This is a genomic window from Citrobacter sp. Igbk 14 (assembly GCF_028069825.1).
In the GTDB taxonomy this organism is placed as follows: domain Bacteria; phylum Pseudomonadota; class Gammaproteobacteria; order Enterobacterales; family Enterobacteriaceae; genus Citrobacter.
Map to the genome: position 1 here is coordinate 58,843 of NZ_JANEWM010000003.1, position 19,740 is coordinate 78,582.

Here is a 19,740-nt window from a genome sequence, read left to right on the forward strand (position 1 = left end):
CTAGCGATAAATGTCTGCGCTGGCGTGTATGTTGCCGTTACTACCGGGTTCTCTGATGAGGATCTCGTGGTAGTAAGTTGCGCCTTGCGCATCTGTCTCTTCGTTCAGAGCTTGAGTGGCTTCACTTTCAGTGGCGAAGTTATGATTTATGTAAATTACGCCTAAGCTCTGTACATCATCCATATTTCTGGCCTGATGATTGTCAATTTTGATGGCTGCCATTGCATTTGCGCTCAGCAAAAGCACAGCCAGAAGGGTCAAAACACGGGCTCGCATATGTACCTCCTCGACTGCGGTCTTTGGTTGCTTGTCTCCTGTGAGTCGTTAGCTTCTGATGTAATTTTAACCGCAACCAACGTAGTCGATAGCGACCATTTCTGATGCAGTTGTTCAAAAAATTACCGCATTGCCATCTTTCCTTTAATTAACAGTCAGCTGATATCTACCGCTGCGATAAAAAATACCTGTTTCCCAGGCATAAACTCTTACCAAATTGTCAATTTTACCAGAGGAGTACGCCGTTTATAGTGGGCTGAATAATCAACATAACTTTATGATTATAAGGCAAAAACTTATGGATACTTCATTCATGGATTTCAGCTACTTTGTGATTATGTTTATGGTCGCGCTGGTGGCTGGCTTTATTAACGTGGTGTCTGGCGGCGGCGGGTTTCTCTCTATTGGCGCATTACTGATTTCCGGTTTACCCCCGGCTAACGCGCTGGCAACCAATAAGATTCAGGCGTTGGGCAGTTCGCTGACCTCTGGGATTTACTTTTTACGCCGGGGACACATCAACGTACAGGAACATAAGTCTGTGTTCTTATCTGCTTTTATTGGTTCGGCGTTAGGTACGACGCTTATTCAGTTCATTGAGCCTGAACTGCTGAGAAAACTGCTGCCGGTACTGATTATTGCTGTCGCTATCTACTTTATTTTTGCGCCTAATCTCAGCGAGCCGAAGAGAAAGCAAAAAGTCTCCCTGTTTCTCTTTTCGTTGATCGGTGGTGGTTGTATTGGTTTTTATGATGGATTTCTCGGCGCTGGGGCCGGCTCCTTTTATACGCTCAGCTATATCCTGTTGTGGGGATACAGCATCGATAAGGCGCAAATTCACTCTAACTTTATTAACCTGGCGTCGAACATCGCCTCGATTTTGTTTTTCATTTTCGGCGGTAAAATGATCTGGTCGCTGGGGCTGGTGATGTTTGCCGGGCAGTCCCTCGGCGCACGTCTTGGCGCGACGGTCGTACTGACGCGTGGCAAGAAAGTCATCCGACCCATGATTGTGATTGTCTCCATTTGCATCAGCGTCAAAATGCTGCTGGATATGTATTAATGGCGACATGATAAATAATCGTACAAGCGCCTTGAGTTTACCTGCTGGCCCCAGTATTATGACGCGTCATTTTTCAGCCGACCTTTAACACGTTCCTTGCCTCCATGGGCCTCGGCTGACCCAGACAGGAGGCTGAATAATCCGTAAGGAGCAATTCGATGCGTCATTACGAAATCGTTTTTATGGTCCATCCTGACCAGAGCGAACAGGTTCCGGGTATGATCGAACGCTACACTGCTGCCATCACTGGTGCAGAAGGCACGATCCACCGTCTGGAAGACTGGGGCCGCCGTCAGCTGGCTTACCCGATCAACAAACTGCACAAAGCTCACTACGTTCTGATGAACGTTGAAGCGCCGCAGGAAGTGATCGATGAGCTGGAAACTACCTTCCGCTTCAACGATGCCGTTATCCGCAGCATGGTTATGCGTACTAAACACGCTGTTACCGAAGCATCTCCGATGGTTAAAGCGAAAGACGAGCGTCGTGAACGTCGCGATGATTTCGCTAACGAAACCGCAGATGATGCTGAAGCTGGGGATTCTGAAGAGTAATTTCTGATGACCAACCGTCTGGCGCTGTCCGGCACTGTGTGCAGGGCTCCCCTTCGAAAGGTCAGTCCATCAGGAATTCCTCATTGCCAGTTCGTGCTTGAGCATCGTTCTGTGCAGGAGGAAGCCGGGTTTCACCGGCAGGCGTGGTGCCAAATGCCCGTTATTATTAGCGGACACGAAAACCAGGCCATTACTCACAGTATAACGGTCGGTAGCGCAGTGACCGTTCAGGGGTTCATCTCTTGCCATAAGGCAAAGAACGGCCTGAGCAAAATGGTTCTGCATGCCGAGCAGATTGAATTGATAGATTCTGGAGACTAGCCATATGGCACGTTATTTCCGTCGTCGCAAGTTCTGCCGTTTCACCGCGGAAGGCGTTCAAGAGATCGACTATAAAGATATCGCTACGCTGAAAAACTACATCACCGAAAGCGGTAAGATTGTCCCAAGCCGTATCACCGGTACCCGTGCAAAATACCAGCGTCAGCTGGCTCGCGCTATCAAACGCGCTCGCTACCTGTCCCTGCTGCCGTACACTGATCGTCATCAGTAATCGGTCACGGTCCATTAATACGACTTTGAGAGGATAAGGTAATGCAAGTTATTCTGCTTGATAAAGTAGCAAACCTGGGTAGCCTGGGTGATCAGGTTAACGTTAAAGCGGGCTATGCTCGTAACTTCCTGGTACCACAGGGTAAAGCTGTTCCTGCTACCAAGAAAAACGTTGAATTTTTCGAAGCGCGTCGCGCTGAACTGGAAGCCAAACTGGCTGACGTTCTGGCCGCTGCTGAAGCTCGTGCTGAGAAAATCAACGCACTGGAAACCGTAACCATCGCGTCTAAAGCTGGCGACGAAGGTAAACTGTTCGGTTCCATCGGTACTCGCGACATCGCTGACGCTGTAACTGCAGCTGGCGTTGACGTTGCTAAGAGCGAAGTTCGTCTGCCGAACGGCGTTCTGCGTACCACTGGTGAGCACGAAGTGAGCTTCCAGGTTCACAGCGAAGTGTTTGCTAAGCTGACTGTAAACGTAGTTGCAGAATAAGTTTTTATTCTGATGACCGCGTAAAAGCGCCGGCCTTGTGCCGGCGTTTTGCTTTTCTACCCTCCTGTTTTTCGCTCTGGCTATTCTTTGTCCTTTTCGGGATAATCATAAAAATAAAACATTATTTCAAAGTGGTGATGGAATGGAACCAACGCACCAACCTCTGTTCGCGCGTAAAAATGTTGTCTACCTGGGCGCAGCCTTCTGTTGCCTGTTGTGGGGGAGCGCTTATCCAGCGATAAAAAGCGGATACGAGATCTTCCAGATTGCCACGGATGACATTCCGTCAAAAATTGTCTTTGCCGGATATCGTTTCCTGTTTGCGGGATTATTGCTGTTGCTGCTGGCGATGGTGCAACGTAAACCAATTGGCAGGTTAAGCCCACGTCAGTTTGGTCAGCTTACGCTGCTTGGGTTGACGCAAACCTCGCTGCAATACATTTTCTTTTATATCGGTCTGGCATTCACGACAGGTGTAAAGGGGTCAATCATGAACGCTACCGGTACATTCTTTAGCGTGCTTCTGGCCCATTTTATCTATCAAAACGACAAACTAAGCTACAACAAAGCGCTGGGTTGTATTCTGGGTTTTACCGGCGTGATGGTGGTGAACTTCAACAGCGGAATGGATTTTAGTTTCAGCCTGTTAGGGGACGGTTCAGTCGTGATGGCGGCCTTTATTCTCTCTGCGGCCACGCTGTACGGTAAGCGCATTTCTCAGACGGTAGACCCAACGGTCATGACAGGTTACCAACTGGGGATGGGCGGTCTGGCGTTGGTTATTGGCGGCTATGCTTTTGGCGGGACACTGACCGTACACGGATCTGCTTCAGTGGCTATTCTGGGTTACCTGACGTTGCTTTCATCGGTGGCCTTCGCGTTGTGGAGCATTTTGCTCAAGTACAACCGCGTAGGAATGATCGCGCCGTTTAACTTCCTGATCCCGGTTTCAGGGGCGGTGCTGTCGTCAATTTTCCTCGGTGAGAACATTCTCGAATGGAAATATGCGGTGGCGCTGGTGCTGGTCTGTTCGGGGATTTGGTGGGTGAATAAGGTGAAGCGGTAACGCCTGATGGCGCTACTGCTTATCAGGCCTACAATCGCGGGGGGCGTAAGCCGGGTAAGGCGAAGCCGCCACCCGGCAATCAGTACATTTAACGGGCGCGAATAAAGCTGCCGTTGGGCTGACGGGTAAACAACACCTGCTGACCATTTCCGCTATCAATGGTTAACCCGGTCACCACCCCGTTAGCATTCTGCCTGATTTGGATCATCTGGCCGTCTTTCAAATTGCTCAGTGGCTTTCCGGCACCTTCCACTTGCGCCATTGCGTACACATCAGTTGGCGGAAGGTTATGGTCCCGGAAGACCTGCGCCAGCGTTTTCCCTGAGTCTACGCGGTAGGTACGCCACTGCTGCTCAATACCACTATTCTGCTGAAAGGGCTGTGTCTGAGACTGTGATTGCTGGCTCTGTGGCTGTGTATCGGGATCGCCTTCCTGGATGGGTTCCGGCGCAACGGGAGCCACCTGGCCGGGATCATTTTGTGGTGCGACCAACTGTGCCTGAAGCTGTGCTTCAGTTGGCGGCTGGGACTGCGACTGCAAATCCAGCTGCGCATTACGCGTGACCACCGGGGTATCGTTGGTGTCATTGGAAGGGAGCAGGAAACCTATCACCAGCACGATGGCAGCAGCAATAATGCCACGGCGATGCATAGGCGGTAGCGGGTCCATAATGCGAAAATTGTCCGGTGCATGCCAGATTTTCGCCAGGGTTGGTTTTAATTCAAAGCGCCCGGGCATGGCTTTCCTCCTGCTCCGCGTCTCGTTCCTCTGTCATAGAGTATAGATCGCTAACTCTATGATACTTGTTCAGGTACCCGCTTTCGTGACATTGATGCGGGCAATAGCATTGTTTCTTTTTCCTCGCGATTTGTCATCTGTTCCCGAGACAAAGTTTTACCGGATGCGGCATGGCTGATATGCTGCCCGCTACTTTACATCCGATGAAAGGAAATATGATGGCTACCCCGACTTTTGACACTATCGAAGCGCAAGCAAGCTACGGCATTGGTTTGCAGGTAGGGCAGCAGCTGAGCGAATCCGGTCTGGAAGGGCTGTTGCCTGAAGCGCTGGTAGCGGGTATCGCTGATGCGCTGGAAGGTAAACACCCGGCAGTGCCTGTTGATGTTGTGCACCGTGCGCTGCGCGAAATTCACGAACGTGCTGATGCAGTACGTCGCGAGCGTTTCCAGGCTATGGCGGCTGATGGCGTCAAATATCTGGAAGAAAACCGTGAGAAAGAAGGTGTGAATAGCACTGAATCCGGTCTGCAGTTCCGTGTGTTGACTCAGGGTGAAGGTTCTATCCCGGCACGTACCGACCACGTACGCGTGCATTATACCGGTAAACTGATCGACGGTACCGTGTTTGACAGCTCTGTTGCGCGTGGTGAACCAGCTGAATTCCCGGTTAACGGCGTGATTCCAGGCTGGATTGAAGCACTGACCCTGATGCCGGTAGGTTCCAAATGGGAACTGACGATTCCTCAGGAACTGGCTTACGGTGAGCGTGGCGCTGGCGCGTCCATTCCTCCGTTCAGCACGCTGGTATTTGAAGTTGAGCTGCTTGAAATCCTGTAAGCAGTGACTTCTGTTCCCCCCGACGCTGGGGGGAGCAACAAAATAGCGTGAAAAGCTATTGTTATGCCGATGTCGATATTTTATCTTGCAAATGATGTTATTGCGTGTATTTTTGTGAACTGATTCTCGCTATCAGAGTGATATGACACTCACTTTAAACATAAAATTAACATTATATCTAAATCTTAGTATTCATCCCGCCGATTCTTACCTAATATCGATGAGTCCTGCCAACAGGATCGTCGTATCATAGACACACTAAAGGCCGTAGAGCCTGAACAACACAGACAGGTACAGGAAGAAAAAACATGGTAGATCAGGTAAAAGTCGAAGCCGTTGAAGAGGCTTCGTCTGAACAGTCGCTACGGCGCAATCTCACAAACCGTCATATTCAACTTATTGCCATTGGTGGCGCTATTGGTACCGGCCTGTTTATGGGCTCTGGGAAAACCATCAGCCTCGCCGGGCCGTCGATCATTTTTGTCTATATGATCATCGGTTTTATGCTGTTTTTCGTGATGCGGGCAATGGGAGAATTGCTGCTCTCGAATCTCGAATACAAATCCTTTAGTGATTTCGCCTCCGACCTGCTCGGGCCATGGGCCGGGTATTTTACCGGCTGGACCTATTGGTTCTGCTGGGTGGTTACCGGGATGGCAGACGTCGTTGCGATTACGGCGTATGCGCAATTCTGGTTCCCCGGACTGTCAGACTGGGTGGCATCGCTGGCGGTGATCATTCTGTTGCTGGCTCTTAACCTCGCCACGGTGAAAATGTTTGGTGAGATGGAGTTCTGGTTTGCGATGATCAAAATCGTCGCCATTGTCGGCCTGATTGTCGTCGGTCTGGTGATGGTACTGACGCACTTCCAGTCGCCAACCGGCGTTCAGGCTTCGTTTACTCATCTGTGGAATGACGGTGGCTGGTTCCCGAAAGGTCTGAGTGGCTTCTTTGCGGGCTTCCAGATAGCAGTCTTCGCGTTTGTTGGTATTGAACTGGTGGGTACGACGGCTGCAGAAACTAAAGATCCGGAAAAGTCTCTGCCGCGCGCGATTAACTCGATTCCAATCCGTATCATCATGTTCTACGTTTTCGCGCTGATCGTGATTATGTCCGTGACGCCGTGGAGCTCGGTGGTTCCCACTAAGAGCCCATTCGTTGAACTGTTTGTGCTGGTAGGTCTGCCAGCGGCGGCGAGCCTGATTAACTTTGTGGTGCTGACATCAGCGGCCTCTTCCGCAAACAGCGGCGTGTTTTCTACCAGCCGTATGCTGTTTGGTCTGGCTCAGGAAGGTGTTGCGCCAAAAGCGTTTGCTAAGCTGTCTAAACGTGCGGTGCCGGCGAAAGGCTTGACCTTCTCCTGTATCTGCCTGTTGGGCGGCGTGGTAATGCTGTACGTGAATCCGAGCGTAATCGGTGCGTTCACCATGATCACCACCGTGTCGGCAATCCTGTTTATGTTTGTCTGGACCATCATTCTTTGCTCTTATCTGGTGTATCGCAAACAGCGTCCACACCTGCATGAGAAATCGATCTACAAGATGCCGTTAGGCAAGCTGATGTGCTGGGTATGTATGGCGTTCTTCGTCTTCGTACTGGTGCTGCTGACGCTGGAAGAGGATACCCGTCAGGCGCTGATCGTCACGCCGCTGTGGTTTATCGCTCTGGGTCTGGGCTGGTTGTTTATCGGTAAGAAACGTATGGCAGGTACGCGTTAATCGCTAAGCAGTGAGGTGTAGGCCGGATAAGGCGTTTATGCCGTCGGGATTGCCTGATGCGCTGCGCTTATCAGGCCTACGTTCAAGGTCGTTGTAGGCCCGGTAAGGCGAAGCCGCCACCGGGCAAAAGGTTACTCCCCGGCTAACGCACGCGGGAACAACACATTGTTTTCCAGACTGATGTGTTCCATCAGATCGTCGATCATCTCGTTAATGCCGTTATACATTGCTTTCCATGTGGTGCAGGCTTCTGGCGGCGGCGTTACGTTGTTGGTGATGTGCTTGATCACTTCTACCAGTTCGCCGGCCTCGTCATGTTCGCTTTCCATCACGCTGATTGGTCCCATCGCCTGACTCCCCATTCCCTGTTTGATCATTGGGAACAGAATTTGCTCTTCTTTCATCATGTGGCTTGACAGCTCTTCATGCAGCATCGTCAGGTTCTTCGCCAGACCACGCGGTACGCTCGGCTTGTCGGCATGTACACGTTCAACTTTAGTGGCCTGCAGGATCAGCTCCGGCAGCTGTTCGCGGTGGCGGTCATGATAACGTATGACGATATGGTCGATGATTTCTGCCAGTGCCACGGTGCGCCAGTCTTTTTCCAGCGGCTGCTCAGCCAACTGAGCGAGCTGCGCTTCGATAGCTTCCACATCCAGCTCTTTACGTGCGGCAGCGCGTGCCAGCGTTTGCTTACCGCCGCAGCAGTAATCCATATCGTATTTACGAAACAGTGCCGACGCGCGAGGAATAGAGAGCGCCAGTTCACCTAAAGGTTGATCGCGATAAGACATAGCCGTTACCTCATTCTCAATAATATAAGATGTATTTTAAATGCAACTTATGCGGAAGGATATAACCCTTTCGGGGCAGAGGATTTTGTGATGACTGTCACGAAAAATTCTTGTCCCTTTAACGTGCTGAATCTTATTGAAAAGGGGTAACGCGGTGAAAAAAGCTACGCCGCAAGATTAAATAAGCCGACGCTGCTGCCGATAGTTAGACCTCAGACAATACCTGCATAACTAAAAGGCAACAGATGTTCAAACGAATCAAAGTGATAACCTTACTTATCACCGTGTTACTCGCCCTGGGCGCGATGCAGCTCATTTCCGCAGGCGTTTTTATTGGCGCGCTTAAAAACGACAAGGAAAACTTTAACGTTTCTCAACTTTCCAGCCAGAACGTGGCGGAGTTTACCGATGCATGGATTAGCCTGAACCAGGCTCGCGTCACGCTCAACCGGGGCATGCTGCGTTTGCAAGGGACGATGGCGAGCGAAATTAATGGCGGACAGTTGACGGAGTTAGTGAACACGGCGAATCGCCTGCTGGCAGACGCAAAAGAGCATTACGATAAATACTACGCGCTGCCGGAAACGCCGGGTCTGGATGAAAGTCTGGCAGACCGACTGGAAGAACAGTACGGTATCTATTCTACTGCGCTTGCAAAAATGAACGCGCTGCTGGCTGAAGGCAAACTGGAAGACATGTTCAAACAGAATGCCGAGCAAAAGCAGACGGCCATGCAGGAGGTTTATCAGGAGTGGCGTGCCGCACAAGCCGCACTGGCGAATGAGGGAGTACGGGATAACGAAAATGATTACCAGAAAATTATCTGGTTGTTGTCCGCCGTACTGTTGATTGTGTTGACCGTCATTATCGTCAGTTGGATTGCCATGCAGCGTGTCCTGCTGAAACCACTCCACGAAGTGATGGGACATATTCGCCATATCGCTTCAGGTGATCTGACCCACACTATTACCGCCGATGGCAGTAACGAAATGGCGCTATTGGCACAGAACGTCCGTGATATGCAGCAGGCGCTGGCGAATACGGTTAGCGTGGTACGTGACGGTGCGGATACTATCTATACCGGTGCGGGTGAAATTGCCGCAGGCAGTAACGATCTCTCTTCGCGCACTGAACAGCAGGCTGCTTCTCTGGAAGAAACGGCTGCCAGTATGGAACAGCTCACGGCCACCGTAAAACAGAATGCGGACAATGCGCGACAGGCGACTAGCCTTGCAAAAAATGCCTCGCAGACGGCGCAGAAAGGCGGAACAGTGGTCGACGGCGTGGTGCGTACGATGGATGAAATCGCCACCAGTTCCAGCAAAATTGCGCAAATTACCACGGTTATCGACGGTATTGCTTTCCAGACGAATATTCTGGCATTGAATGCGGCGGTAGAAGCGGCGCGTGCGGGTGAACAGGGGCGCGGTTTTGCCGTGGTGGCAGGTGAAGTGCGCACGCTGGCGCAGCGTAGCGCTCAGGCGGCGAAAGAGATTAAGGCGCTGATTGATGACTCAGGGAATCGGGTCAATGCCGGTACGGCACTGGTGCATGAAGCGGGTGAGACGATGGCGGAAATTGTCAGTGCCGTCACTCAGGTTACCGATATTATGAGCGAAATTGCGTCAGCGTCCGATGAGCAGAGTCGGGGTATCGATCAAGTCGGGCAGGCCGTTGCCGAAATGGATCGTGTGACACAGCAAAACGCCTCGCTGGTGGAAGAGTCTGCCTCTGCAGCTGCCGCGCTCGAAGAGCAGGCGGCCAGACTGAATCAGACGGTGGCGGTGTTTAAAGTGTCGCGCCGGACGGCGGCGTAAACGCCTTATCCGGCCTACATGAGATCGTACAGTCCTTGTAGGCCTGATAAGCGCAGCGCCATCAGGCATCCCCTGAAACCGGCACTACCGCCGGTTTCTGCGGTTTTGACCGCACCGCAATTACCACGCCTATTACCAGCAGCGCAATACCGCTTAGCGTCAGCAATGGTGGCATCTCCTGACGCAGCATAAAGGTGTATAACAGACCCGCCAGTGTTTCAAAGACAATCAGCGGTCCGAGGATCACCGTCGGCAACTTCTGACTGGCGACGTTCCAGCACAGTGCGCCAACCCACGAGCACAATATCGCAATGGCGATCATCAGGCCGATAAACACGTCCGGTCGCGGGCCAAAGGGCAGCGAGAATTCCGGTGTTTGTCCACGCAGCCACAGGCAGGCTGCGATGTACCCCAGCAGCGAAACCGGAAGCGTCACCAGCGCCTGAGCCGTTGCCCACATCATTGGATGCTTATCCGGGTTTTCCCGCAGCCAGCGGGCATTGCGTAGCGCGTACCAGGCCCAGCACACCACGGAGATCAGCGCCAGAGCGATGCCTGAACCATATCGCCAGCCGCTAAAATCAGGCAACCCCTGACTGAGCTCAGAGATATTCACGCACAGCAGGCCCATGCCGATCAGTACCAGCGCTGGAGCCAGGTGCCACCACGATAATTTGCCGTCGCGTTGGCTATAAAGCAGGTTGGCGAAGACCGGGATCACGACCGGTAATGTGCCGATGATCATGGTTGAAACCGGCGCGCCGGTGCGCTGAATGGCGCTGGCCAAGCAAACGTAATAAATCAGGTTGCCCATCAGGGTTAACGCCAGCGCCGTTATCCAGTCTTTATGCGTCAACTGACGCAGACGCCCGCGACCCAGCCAGGCCAACGGTAGTGCGATCAGCCCCAATGCCAGATAACGCCCCATCGACTGTAATACCGCCGGGTATTCCGGTACGAGCAAGGGTCCGACAAAAATTAATCCCCACATCAGCCCGGCAAGCAGGGCATACAACACACCGCTAATCATTTTTGACATCCACATCATTAAACATAGCGCTGAGTGTAGGCAGGGAAAACATCACTGTATTGTATGAGATTGCGCATTAGCGCGAATAAACCTGCTTCTGATAGCGTACCGGCGTAATGCCATAGCGATGGGTAAAGGCGCGGGTGAGGTGCGATTGGTCGGTCAGTCCGGTGGCGGCGGCCACATCTGCGGCAGGCATACCGTAGGTAAGAAAACCTTTGGCTCGCCACAGGCGGATCGCCATCAGCATCTGATGCGGTGTGACGTGAAAATGAGATTTGAACTGGCGCTGAAAATGCCAGGGACTGAGTGACGCCACGCGAGCCAGCTCATCGAGTGTCACAGGGTGCATGTAGTTATCGTGCAGGTATTCACGCACGCGTTCGAAGCGATGTGCCCCCTCCGGTAATACCGGTGCATGGCGAGCCAGCGGCTGGAATGTATCGATCAGATCGAGCAGCAATCCCTTTTGCGCCAGCGGGTCTTCGGTGTTCCACAGACCATGGATCAATGAACAGATCTGACGCGAGCGCAGCGGATCGTGACGGGTAACGTCATGGAACCACCAGTGACGAACGCCGGTGACCTCTTCCAGAAGATCGGGCTCAAGGTAAATCATCCGATAGCGCCAGCCGTCGGCGGTTTCAGCTTCACCGGTGTGCAGTTCATCGGGGTTCATGGTGACAACGGAGTGGGCAGGCGCTACGTATTGCGTGCCACGGTAGCGAAAACGCTCGGCACCGGCTTCAATCGCGCCAATGCCGAAAGCTTCATGGGTGTGCGGCTCAAACGCATAACGGGAGATGTGTGCATGGTACAGTTCAACGCCTGGCACCTGCGCCAGGTGGCGAAAGCGGGCGCTGTCTTTCTCATCAAAAAACTGCTCAGGTACACCTTGCACGTTATCTCTCCCCACGCATCATCTTGTCATTATCAGAGAGGATGCGTGAGGATGCCACCACAATTAACCGATTTTTAACACTTACACGATACCTTTGACGCTGTCCGCCAACGAGGTGGTTGGGCGGCCAATCAGTTTGCCCAGCGTATGGCTGTCGTCAAAGAGCCCGCCTTTGGAGGCACCGACGTCAGAATCGGCCAGCATGTCCGCCAGTCCGGCAGGCAGACCAAAACCTTTTAGCGCGGCGGCAAAATCGGCCTCACTCAGGTTCTGATACACCACCTTTTTACCACTCTGTTTGGCCAGCTCAGCGGCCAGTTGGCTCAGCGTCCAGCCCTCATCGCCTGCCAGTTCGTAGATTTTACCAGCGTGACCGTCTTCGCTGATAACGCGCGCGGCGGCTGCGGCATAGTCGGCGCGGGTCGCTGAGGCGATTTTGCCTTCTCCTGCAGCCCCAATAAACACGCCGTGCTCCAGTGCCGCTGGCGCACTCGCCAGATAGTTTTCGGTGTACCAGCCGTTACGTAACAACGCGTAGGCAATGCCGGAGTCTGCCAGCATCTTCTCGGTTGCCACATGCTCATCAGCCAGCCCCAGCGGGGAGGTGTTGGCGTGAAGCAGGCTGGTATAGGCGATAAATTTCACGTGGGCAGCTTTCGCCGCGTTAATCACGTTGCGATGCTGCGGAGTACGTTGTCCGACTTCGCTCGACGAGATCAGCAGCAGCTTGTCGATACCCTGCAAAGCCGTCGTAAAGGCGGTTTCGTCGGTGTAATCCGCCTGGCGAACGATGATGCCTTGCTGACTCAGTGCTGCCGCTTTAGCAGGGTTGCGTACAATCGCCACTATCTGGCTGGCAGGTACGGTTTTCAACAGGCTTTCAATAACGTGTTGGCCCAATTGGCCAGTGGCGCCGGTAATCGCAATCATGGGGAACTCCTTGGTATTGGTCTTGTGTTTAAACACGCTAACACCTAAACTTACTTTTAGTAAGTACGTACAAAAAGGTAAGTATAGAGATGACAGCGTCAACGCTTTCTCAGCAATTGCGCGACGGCAATTTGTTTGCCGAGCAGTGTCCCTCCCGCGAGGTGTTAAAACACGTCACCAGTCGCTGGGGCGTATTGATTCTGGTGGCGCTGCGTGACGGTACGCACCGGTTCAGCGATTTACGTCGCAAAATGGGCGGCGTCAGCGAAAAGATGCTGGCGCAATCACTGCAGGCGCTGGAGCAGGACGGGTTTATCAACCGGGTATCGTATCCGGTCGTCCCGCCGCATGTGGAGTATAGCCTGACCCCGTTGGGTGAGCAGGTGAGCGATAAAGTTGCGGCACTGGCCGACTGGATTGAAATGAATTTACCGCAGGTTTTGGCGCAGCGGGACGAGCGGGCGGCGTGATGGGTAGGCGGCGTATTTTGTAGGCCGGATAAGACGCTATTGCGTCGCATCCGGCACGAAAATTACTTACTCAAATCCAACTGATAAATCGCAAAGCCGATATCGTCGGTGGCGACTTTCTTCAGCGGATACTGCCCGTTGTCTTTGATAAACGCCGCGGCCTTATCGGACGGTGACGTTTCAAATCGAATATCCAGTTTCTTATCGCTGTGAATCGGTGCCAGACGCCAGTTGTTATCTGCCGCCGGGTGGATTTCACCGGCGCTCTTCGTTTGAGCGCTTATCCATGCAGCCAGCACCGCGCGGTTTTCATCCGGCGACGCAAAGGCGATGTGGCTGTCTCCGGTTCCGGCGAACTTACCACCATAGGCACGATAGTTGTTGGTTGCGACGAGGAAGGTTGCATCAGGATCGATAGGTTTGCCGTTAAAGGTCAGGTTTTTAATACGTTCCGCTTGCGGGTTTATGGTCTGGCACTCGCCGTCGTAACGGGCCGGCTGTGAAACATCAATCTGATAATCCACGCCGTCAATGACGTCAAAGTTATAGGTACGGAACCCATCCCAGTTAATCAGCGACTGCGGCTTGCTGCTGTGAATATCTATCTGATTAAACTGACCGGCGGAACATTCCAGCCACTCTTTAACCTCTTTACCGCTGGCTTTTACGACCACCAGGGTGTTGGGATAGAGATACAAATCAGCGGCATTACGGAAGGTTAGCTGGCCTTTTTCGACTTCCACAAAGCTTGCCGGATCGTTCTTACGTCCTCCGACCTTAAATGGCGCGGCAGCAGAGAGCACCGGCAGTTTTGCCAGATCCGGGTCACCCTGAATAAAGTGTTCCACATAGGCTTTCTGCGCGTTATTCACCACCTGTACGGTGGGGTCATCCTGTACCAGTGCCAGATAGCTGTACATGTTGTCGGCTGATTTACCGATGGGTTTGCTTACGAACTCGCGGGTGGCGTCGTGATCGGCTTTCAGGATCTTAACGATTTTCTGGTCCTCGCCCGCCAGTGATTTTTTCGCAGCGGCGTCGTAAATCGGGCGCGCCTCGGCTTTCGCCTGGGTGACCTGCCATTTACCACTATCGTTATTCAGTACCAAATCTACCACGCCCAGGTGATCGCCCCACATGCCCGGCATGACTGCAGGTATACCATTGAGCGTGCCTTTCGCGATATCTGCTCCTTTGATGTTGGCAAAATCTTTCCCCGGGAAGACGGCATGAGCATGGCCAAACATAATGGCGTCCACGCCCGGCACTTCGCTGAGGTAATAAACGGAGTTTTCCGCCATGGTCTGATACGGGTCGGCAGAAAGACCGGAGTGAGCAATCACTACTACTACATCCGCGCCTTTTTCCCGCATCTGCGGAATATATTTACGTGCGGTTTCGGTGATGTCGTTCACGGTCACTTTACCGCTGAGGTTGGCTTTATCCCAGGTCATGATCTGTGGGGGCACAAAGCCGATGTAACCTATCTTCAGCGTCTGCTTATTCCCCTCTTTGTCGACGACGTCAGTGTCTTTAATCAGATAAGGGGTGAACAGCGGCTTTTGGGTTTTAACATCGATAATATTGGCATTAACGTAGGGGAATTTCGCGCCAGCGAGGGCATTGTGCAGATAGTCGAGGCCGTAGTTAAATTCATGATTACCAAGGTTGCCGACTGCGTAGTCCAGCGTGTTGAGCGCCTTATATACCGGATGTGTTTCACCCGCTTTAAGCCCTTTGGCAGCCATGTAATCCCCAAGCGGGCTGCCCTGAATCAGATCGCCGTTATCAACCAGCACGCTGTTTTTGACTTCGCTGCGTGCTGCATTAATTAGACTCGCCGTCCTCACCAGGCCGAATTTTTCAGTCGCCGTATCTTTGTAATAATCGAAATCCATCATATTGCTATGCAAATCAGTGGTTTCCATTATGCGCAGATCGACGGTCGCGGCATTCACGCTGGCTGCAATCAGCGTGGCGAGAAGCGTTGCACTAAACTTAATCATCAGGGGCATCCTTTTAAGATCTAAGCCACAAAAGAAAATGTATATAAATCTTCTTGCTTACAGAACTGTGAATCATGACATGAATATAGCGTTTAAAACCGCAGACGCTATCACAGTTGGCGGATCCCTTGACGATCGGGTATAAGTAAAACAACGAGTTAACACCACTGACAGAAACGAGGTGGAGAATGCTAGAACATGTATGCCAGCTTGCACGGAACGCGGGCGATGCCATTATGCAGGTCTACGATGGACGCAAACCGATGGAGATTACCAGCAAGCAGGATGATTCTCCGGTCACTGCGGCGGATATTGCCGCGCACACGGTGATCCTCGAAGGATTACTGGCGCTAACGCCGGATATTCCGGTTCTGTCTGAAGAGGCACCCCCTGGCTGGGATGTTCGTCAACACTGGCAGCGCTACTGGTTGGTCGATCCGCTGGATGGAACCAAAGAGTTCATTAAGCGTAACGGTGAATTTACCGTTAACATTGCGCTTATCGAGAAGGGAAAGCCGGTGCTGGGCGTGGTGTATGCCCCTGTGATGAAAGTGATGTACAGCGCGGAACAGGGCAAAGCGTGGAAAGAAGAATGCGGTGTACGCAAACAAATTCAGGTTCGTGATGCTCGTCCACCGCTGGTGGTGATTAGCCGTTCGCACGCGGACAATGAGCTAAAAGAGTATTTGCAACAGTTGGGCGAACATCAGACCACGTCGATTGGCTCGTCGCTGAAGTTCTGTCTGGTTGCCGAAGGGCAGGCGCAACTGTATCCGCGTTTTGGACCCACAAACGTGTGGGACACCGCAGCAGGCCACGCGGTTGCAGCCGCTGCCGGGGCTCACGTTCACGACTGGCAGGGAAAACCTCTGGATTACACACCGCGTGAATCGTTCCTTAACCCCGGCTTCCGCGTCTCTATTTACTGAGCAATTTGTGCAGCAGGGCGATAACCTGCTGCACCTCATCCTGCGTTAGCGCACCATCTTTTGCCCACTGTACGCGTCCGTCCTTGTCGAGAACGACAATAGCGGAGCTCTCTTCATCCAGTTGCCAGGCTTTACGCGCAATACCCTCGCTGTCGACAATAAATTGTGACCACGGGTAGAGCTTCTTATTACTCTCCAGGCTGCTGCGCACGAACATGCCCGAACCAGGAATGGCATCATCCGTGTTGACGATGGTGGTGGTCTGGTATTTATCATGCGGCAGATTTGCCGCTTTGATGGCTTCAATCAGTGTCGCATTTTTCTCTTTGGCGGAGGTACGTCCGGCGATGTGTTGCACAATGCGGACTTTCCCTGGCAGTTGCGCGCTATTCCAGTTTTTGTAGCTAAACTTATCATTATCGAGAATCAGTTCGCCGCGATCGGCAATGCCCACTGGCGGTACACGTTGGTTGGTTTCAAACTTATGCGCGGAGGCAATCATCGGCAGCAGCAGGCACGACAGGGCCAGCAGTTTTTGTAAGGTCATGGGTTTTCCTTCTTTCTTTATTTTGCAGGTGATCCGACCACTTGGGCCTGGAATTTAATCATATGTGCGAATGATGCTTTTTCCCGCAAGCGCGATGCCAGTTTGCGGACGGGCGCACAAATCCTGCGAAAAATGAAGGCTTATACTGAAGACAGCGAAGCGTTGAAAAGATAATTCTGAATAATTGTAACCTGAAGGTAAATAAACTTATACACGCTGGAAACATGGTTCAGATAGTCTATAGTCATAAGGCATTAAAATTTGCGCCTGAGGATTGTCGGACCGATTGTGGTACCGCAAAGGCGTAACGCTCAGCAGGAGATACAATGAAAATTTTCCAACGATACAACCCGCTGCAGGTGGCGAAGTACGTGAAGATCCTGTTTCGTGGACGGTTATATATCAAGGATGTAGGCGCTTTTGAGTTTGATAAGGGTAAGATTCTTATCCCAAAAGTGAAGGACAAACTGCATTTTTCTGTTATGTCCGAAGTTAACCGTCAGGTTTTGCGTCTGCAGACAGAGATGGCTTAACCAAAGTGCTATGCAGTAGTTAAAAAAACGGCTCCTGATGGGAGCCGTTGATGTTTCTGGCGGGATTACGCCCTGGTCTCTTCTTTTGCATCCGGCAGTTTCGGTACCAGGACGCTCGGTTTACTGTCCAGACGTGTTACCAGCAGCTGATCGATCTTGTAGTTATCGATATCCACCACTTCAAATTTGTAGCCTGAGAACTTCACTGAATCGGTGCGTTTCGGGATTTTACGCAGCATGAACATCATGAAACCGCCGATGGTTTCATAGTTACCGGACTGCGGGAACTCGTCGATATCCAGCACACGCATCACGTCATCAATCGGCGTACCGCCGTCAATCAGCCATGAATTCTCATCACGCGCGACGATCTGTTCTTCCAGACCCTGGCCGACTAAGTCACCCATCAGCGTCGTCATTACGTCATTAAGCGTAATAATCCCCACTACCAGTGCATACTCGTTCATGATGACGGCAAAGTCTTCGCCTGCGGTTTTGAAGCTTTCCAGCGCTTCTGAGAGCGTCAGCGTATCCGGCACAATCAGCGTGTTGCGGATCTGCACGCCGCTATTCAGCGCCATGCTTTGGTTTGCCAGTACGCGATTAAGCAAGTCTTTGGAATCCACATAGCCAATGATGTGGTCGATATCTTCATTACAGACCAGAAACTTGGAATGCGGATGTTCCGCCACCTTGTTCTTCAGGCTCTGTTCGTCTTCGTGCAGATCAAACCAGATAACGTTTTCGCGCGAGGTCATTGAAGACGGCACGGTACGGGATTCCAGTTCAAATACGTTTTCGATCAGCTCATGTTCCTGCTTGCGCAGAACCCCTGCCAATGCGCCGGCTTCTACTACGGCGTAGATATCGTCCGAAGTGATGTCATCTTTACGCACCATCGGGATCTTAAACAGACGGAAAATGTTATTTGCCAGGCCATTAAAGAACCATACCAGCGGGCGGAACACGAGCAGACAGAAGCGCATCGGGTTGATGATACGCAAAGCCACAGCTTCTGGCGCAATCATACCGATGCGTTTCGGGGTTAAATCCGCGAACAGGATGAACAGGCCAGTCACCAGGGAGAACGACAGAATAAAGCTCAATTGTTCGGACAGCTCTGGGGCAAAGTATTTCGAGAACAGACCGTTAAATGCCGGTGAAAACGCTGCGTCACCGACGATACCGCCAAGAATAGCAACCGCATTAAGACCAATTTGCACGACGGTAAAGAACATGCCGGGGTTTTCCTGCATCTTCAAAACACGCTGTGCATTTACGTTGCCTTCATCGGCAAGCAACTTAAGTTTTATTTTGCGTGATGCGGCGAGCGAGATCTCGGATATCGAGAAAAACGCACTCACGGCGATCAGGCAGAGAATGACTAAAATACTGTTTAACATATCTTATCCAGCGTTACGCCAGATCCTCGGAAGGGAGAAGTTGGTACTCGTCGTCTTTCAAGTTGCAGGGGCGTTGGGGCCAGCGCTAGCGCTGTTCAAAACACCTATGGCGTTTTGTCCTGCAACCCGAAATCCATAAAGTATAAATCCAATGGAAAATTCATTGAAAACCTGCTCGTGGAGTTGAGCCGGTAAATTCAGACGCTAGTATAGCGTAAGGTACTGTAAAGCCGCCAGAGGTCACGTTAAGGGCGTGGAAATGCCCGATAAGCGCTGTGCTATCGGGCCGTTGCGGGTTAATTCTGCGGTGGCAGGCAAACGCCTATGCCGCCAATGCCACAGTATCCATAAGGGTTTTTATGCAGATACTGCTGATGATCGTCCTCGGCGTAGTAGAACGGGGTCGCCGTGCTGATTTCCGTCGTAATGTCGCGTTCGTCGCCCGCGGCGGTCATTGCCGCCTGAAAGCGTTCAAGGCTGGCCTGCGCGGCTGCGCTTTGCTCCGGAGTTAGTGGATAAATCGCGGAACGGTACTGAGTGCCCTGGTCGTTACCCTGACGCATACCCTGCGCCGGGTCATGATTTTCCCAGAACACCTGCAGCAGTTGTTCGTAGCTGATAACATGCGGGTCATAGACGATGCGTACCGCTTCGGCATGGCCCGTATCGCCAGAACACACTTCCCGATAGGTTGGGTTTGGGGTATAGCCACCGGTGTATCCGGCTGCTGTGCTGTATACCCCTGGTAGTGACCAGAATAAGCGCTCCACGCCCCAGAAACATCCCATGGCGAAGAGGGCTATCTCCATGCCGTCGGGCACGTTGGTCATCGAATGCTGATTAACCGCATGCAACGTTGCTACCGGCATCGGGGTATTGCGTCCAGGTAGCGCATCTGCTTGAGTAACAAGATGCTTTCTATCAAATAAACTCATGGCCGTTCTCCCGAAATCAGTCATTTGGGTTAAGGTTGTAACGAGACGCGTCTTTGCCCACAATAAATAGTGTGAATGCGTCTAGAGTTAAACATAAGAAATATTTGGGTTGTCGTCTGTTTTTCAACTCTTATTGTTGATTTTTT

The 19,740-nt window shown here is 52.0% G+C and carries 22 protein-coding genes; 12 read left to right on the forward strand and 10 right to left on the reverse strand.

Annotation, left to right across the window (positions count from 1 at the left end; all coding sequences use genetic code 11):
- Positions 1-276 carry a DUF1471 family protein YjfY gene (yjfY, locus tag NNN64_RS01995; protein ID WP_202039800.1) on the reverse strand — a complete coding sequence of 92 codons (276 nt, stop codon included), beginning with the start codon at positions 274-276 and terminating at the stop codon, positions 1-3.
- Positions 277-574: 298 nt separating this feature from the next.
- Here yjfY and NNN64_RS02000 point away from each other — a divergent pair, with 298 nt between their 5' ends.
- From NNN64_RS02000 to NNN64_RS02030, 6 genes are all read left to right on the forward strand, one after another.
- Complete coding sequence (locus NNN64_RS02000) at positions 575-1,339, forward strand: TSUP family transporter (protein WP_271440288.1); 765 nt, start codon at positions 575-577, stop codon at positions 1,337-1,339.
- Positions 1,340-1,497: 158 nt separating this feature from the next.
- Positions 1,498-1,893 carry a 30S ribosomal protein S6 gene (gene rpsF, locus NNN64_RS02010; RefSeq protein ID WP_003025672.1) on the forward strand — a complete coding sequence of 132 codons (396 nt, stop codon included), beginning with the start codon at positions 1,498-1,500 and terminating at the stop codon, positions 1,891-1,893.
- A 6-nt stretch (positions 1,894-1,899) separates the two neighbouring features.
- Positions 1,900-2,214 (forward strand): primosomal replication protein N, encoded by a 315-nt coding sequence (gene priB / locus NNN64_RS02015; RefSeq protein WP_003025674.1) that lies wholly within the window; start codon positions 1,900-1,902, stop codon positions 2,212-2,214.
- 4 nt (positions 2,215-2,218) lie between these two features.
- A complete protein-coding gene (rpsR, locus tag NNN64_RS02020) occupies positions 2,219-2,446 on the forward strand; it encodes a 30S ribosomal protein S18 (RefSeq protein ID WP_000135199.1) in 228 nt (75 codons plus the stop codon).
- Positions 2,447-2,487: 41 nt separating this feature from the next.
- Positions 2,488-2,937, forward strand: coding sequence for a 50S ribosomal protein L9 (gene rplI / locus NNN64_RS02025; RefSeq protein ID WP_137383988.1), 450 nt, complete (start codon positions 2,488-2,490; stop codon positions 2,935-2,937).
- 142 nt (positions 2,938-3,079) lie between these two features.
- Complete coding sequence (locus NNN64_RS02030) at positions 3,080-4,003, forward strand: DMT family transporter (protein WP_202039798.1); 924 nt, start codon at positions 3,080-3,082, stop codon at positions 4,001-4,003.
- A gap of 88 nt (positions 4,004-4,091) precedes the next feature.
- On the opposite strand, the gene NNN64_RS02035 is transcribed toward NNN64_RS02030, so the two are convergent.
- Positions 4,092-4,742, reverse strand: coding sequence for an OapA family protein (locus tag NNN64_RS02035; RefSeq protein WP_271440289.1), 651 nt, complete (start codon positions 4,740-4,742; stop codon positions 4,092-4,094).
- 218 nt (positions 4,743-4,960) lie between these two features.
- Here NNN64_RS02035 and fklB point away from each other — a divergent pair, with 218 nt between their 5' ends.
- Positions 4,961-5,581: an FKBP-type peptidyl-prolyl cis-trans isomerase gene (fklB, locus tag NNN64_RS02040; RefSeq protein ID WP_170974407.1), complete on the forward strand. Its 621-nt coding sequence runs from the start codon at positions 4,961-4,963 to the stop codon at positions 5,579-5,581.
- Between the two features lie 308 nt (positions 5,582-5,889).
- Positions 5,890-7,299, forward strand: coding sequence for a D-serine/D-alanine/glycine transporter (gene cycA / locus NNN64_RS02045; RefSeq protein ID WP_271440290.1), 1,410 nt, complete (start codon positions 5,890-5,892; stop codon positions 7,297-7,299).
- Between the two features lie 131 nt (positions 7,300-7,430).
- On the opposite strand, the gene ytfE is transcribed toward cycA, so the two are convergent.
- Positions 7,431-8,093, reverse strand: a complete 663-nt coding sequence (gene ytfE / locus NNN64_RS02050) for an iron-sulfur cluster repair protein YtfE (protein ID WP_137383984.1) — start codon at positions 8,091-8,093, stop codon at positions 7,431-7,433.
- Between the two features lie 245 nt (positions 8,094-8,338).
- Here ytfE and NNN64_RS02055 point away from each other — a divergent pair, with 245 nt between their 5' ends.
- A complete protein-coding gene (locus NNN64_RS02055) occupies positions 8,339-9,910 on the forward strand; it encodes a methyl-accepting chemotaxis protein (protein WP_271440291.1) in 1,572 nt (523 codons plus the stop codon).
- 61 nt (positions 9,911-9,971) lie between these two features.
- Here NNN64_RS02055 and NNN64_RS02060 read toward each other — a convergent pair whose 3' ends face one another.
- The 3 genes from NNN64_RS02060 to NNN64_RS02070 form a co-directional block, all read right to left on the reverse strand.
- Positions 9,972-10,940: a DMT family transporter gene (locus NNN64_RS02060; RefSeq protein WP_271440342.1), complete on the reverse strand. Its 969-nt coding sequence runs from the start codon at positions 10,938-10,940 to the stop codon at positions 9,972-9,974.
- 76 nt (positions 10,941-11,016) lie between these two features.
- The gene (locus NNN64_RS02065; RefSeq protein ID WP_271440292.1) at positions 11,017-11,841 is read right to left on the reverse strand and encodes an AraC family transcriptional regulator; all 825 of its coding nucleotides are present in this window, start codon (positions 11,839-11,841) and stop codon (positions 11,017-11,019) included.
- Positions 11,842-11,922: 81 nt separating this feature from the next.
- Entirely contained in the window at positions 11,923-12,771 is an 849-nt protein-coding gene (locus NNN64_RS02070) for an SDR family oxidoreductase (protein ID WP_271440293.1), read from the reverse strand.
- A gap of 89 nt (positions 12,772-12,860) precedes the next feature.
- Here NNN64_RS02070 and NNN64_RS02075 point away from each other — a divergent pair, with 89 nt between their 5' ends.
- A complete protein-coding gene (locus NNN64_RS02075) occupies positions 12,861-13,241 on the forward strand; it encodes a winged helix-turn-helix transcriptional regulator (RefSeq protein WP_271440294.1) in 381 nt (126 codons plus the stop codon).
- A gap of 62 nt (positions 13,242-13,303) precedes the next feature.
- On the opposite strand, the gene NNN64_RS02080 is transcribed toward NNN64_RS02075, so the two are convergent.
- Complete coding sequence (locus NNN64_RS02080) at positions 13,304-15,247, reverse strand: bifunctional 2',3'-cyclic-nucleotide 2'-phosphodiesterase/3'-nucleotidase (protein WP_271440295.1); 1,944 nt, start codon at positions 15,245-15,247, stop codon at positions 13,304-13,306.
- A gap of 188 nt (positions 15,248-15,435) precedes the next feature.
- Between NNN64_RS02080 and cysQ the strand changes: the two genes are divergently transcribed.
- Complete coding sequence (gene cysQ / locus NNN64_RS02085; protein WP_271440296.1) at positions 15,436-16,176, forward strand: 3'(2'),5'-bisphosphate nucleotidase CysQ; 741 nt, start codon at positions 15,436-15,438, stop codon at positions 16,174-16,176.
- On the opposite strand, the gene NNN64_RS02090 is transcribed toward cysQ, so the two are convergent.
- A complete protein-coding gene (locus NNN64_RS02090) occupies positions 16,166-16,723 on the reverse strand; it encodes a YtfJ family protein (RefSeq protein WP_271440297.1) in 558 nt (185 codons plus the stop codon). The two genes, cysQ and NNN64_RS02090, sit on opposite strands and share 11 nt — an antisense overlap.
- A 326-nt stretch (positions 16,724-17,049) precedes the next feature.
- Here NNN64_RS02090 and NNN64_RS02095 point away from each other — a divergent pair, with 326 nt between their 5' ends.
- Positions 17,050-17,256 (forward strand): DUF1107 domain-containing protein, encoded by a 207-nt coding sequence (locus NNN64_RS02095; protein ID WP_003025710.1) that lies wholly within the window; start codon positions 17,050-17,052, stop codon positions 17,254-17,256.
- Positions 17,257-17,321: 65 nt separating this feature from the next.
- Here the strand turns inward: NNN64_RS02095 and NNN64_RS02100 are convergent, their stop codons facing one another.
- Both NNN64_RS02100 and msrA read right to left on the reverse strand, forming a co-directional pair.
- Entirely contained in the window at positions 17,322-18,659 is a 1,338-nt protein-coding gene (locus NNN64_RS02100; RefSeq protein WP_271440298.1) for a hemolysin family protein, read from the reverse strand.
- A gap of 296 nt (positions 18,660-18,955) precedes the next feature.
- Positions 18,956-19,594 carry a peptide-methionine (S)-S-oxide reductase MsrA gene (gene msrA / locus NNN64_RS02105; protein WP_271440299.1) on the reverse strand — a complete coding sequence of 213 codons (639 nt, stop codon included), beginning with the start codon at positions 19,592-19,594 and terminating at the stop codon, positions 18,956-18,958.
- Between the last annotated feature and the right edge of the window lie 146 nt (positions 19,595-19,740).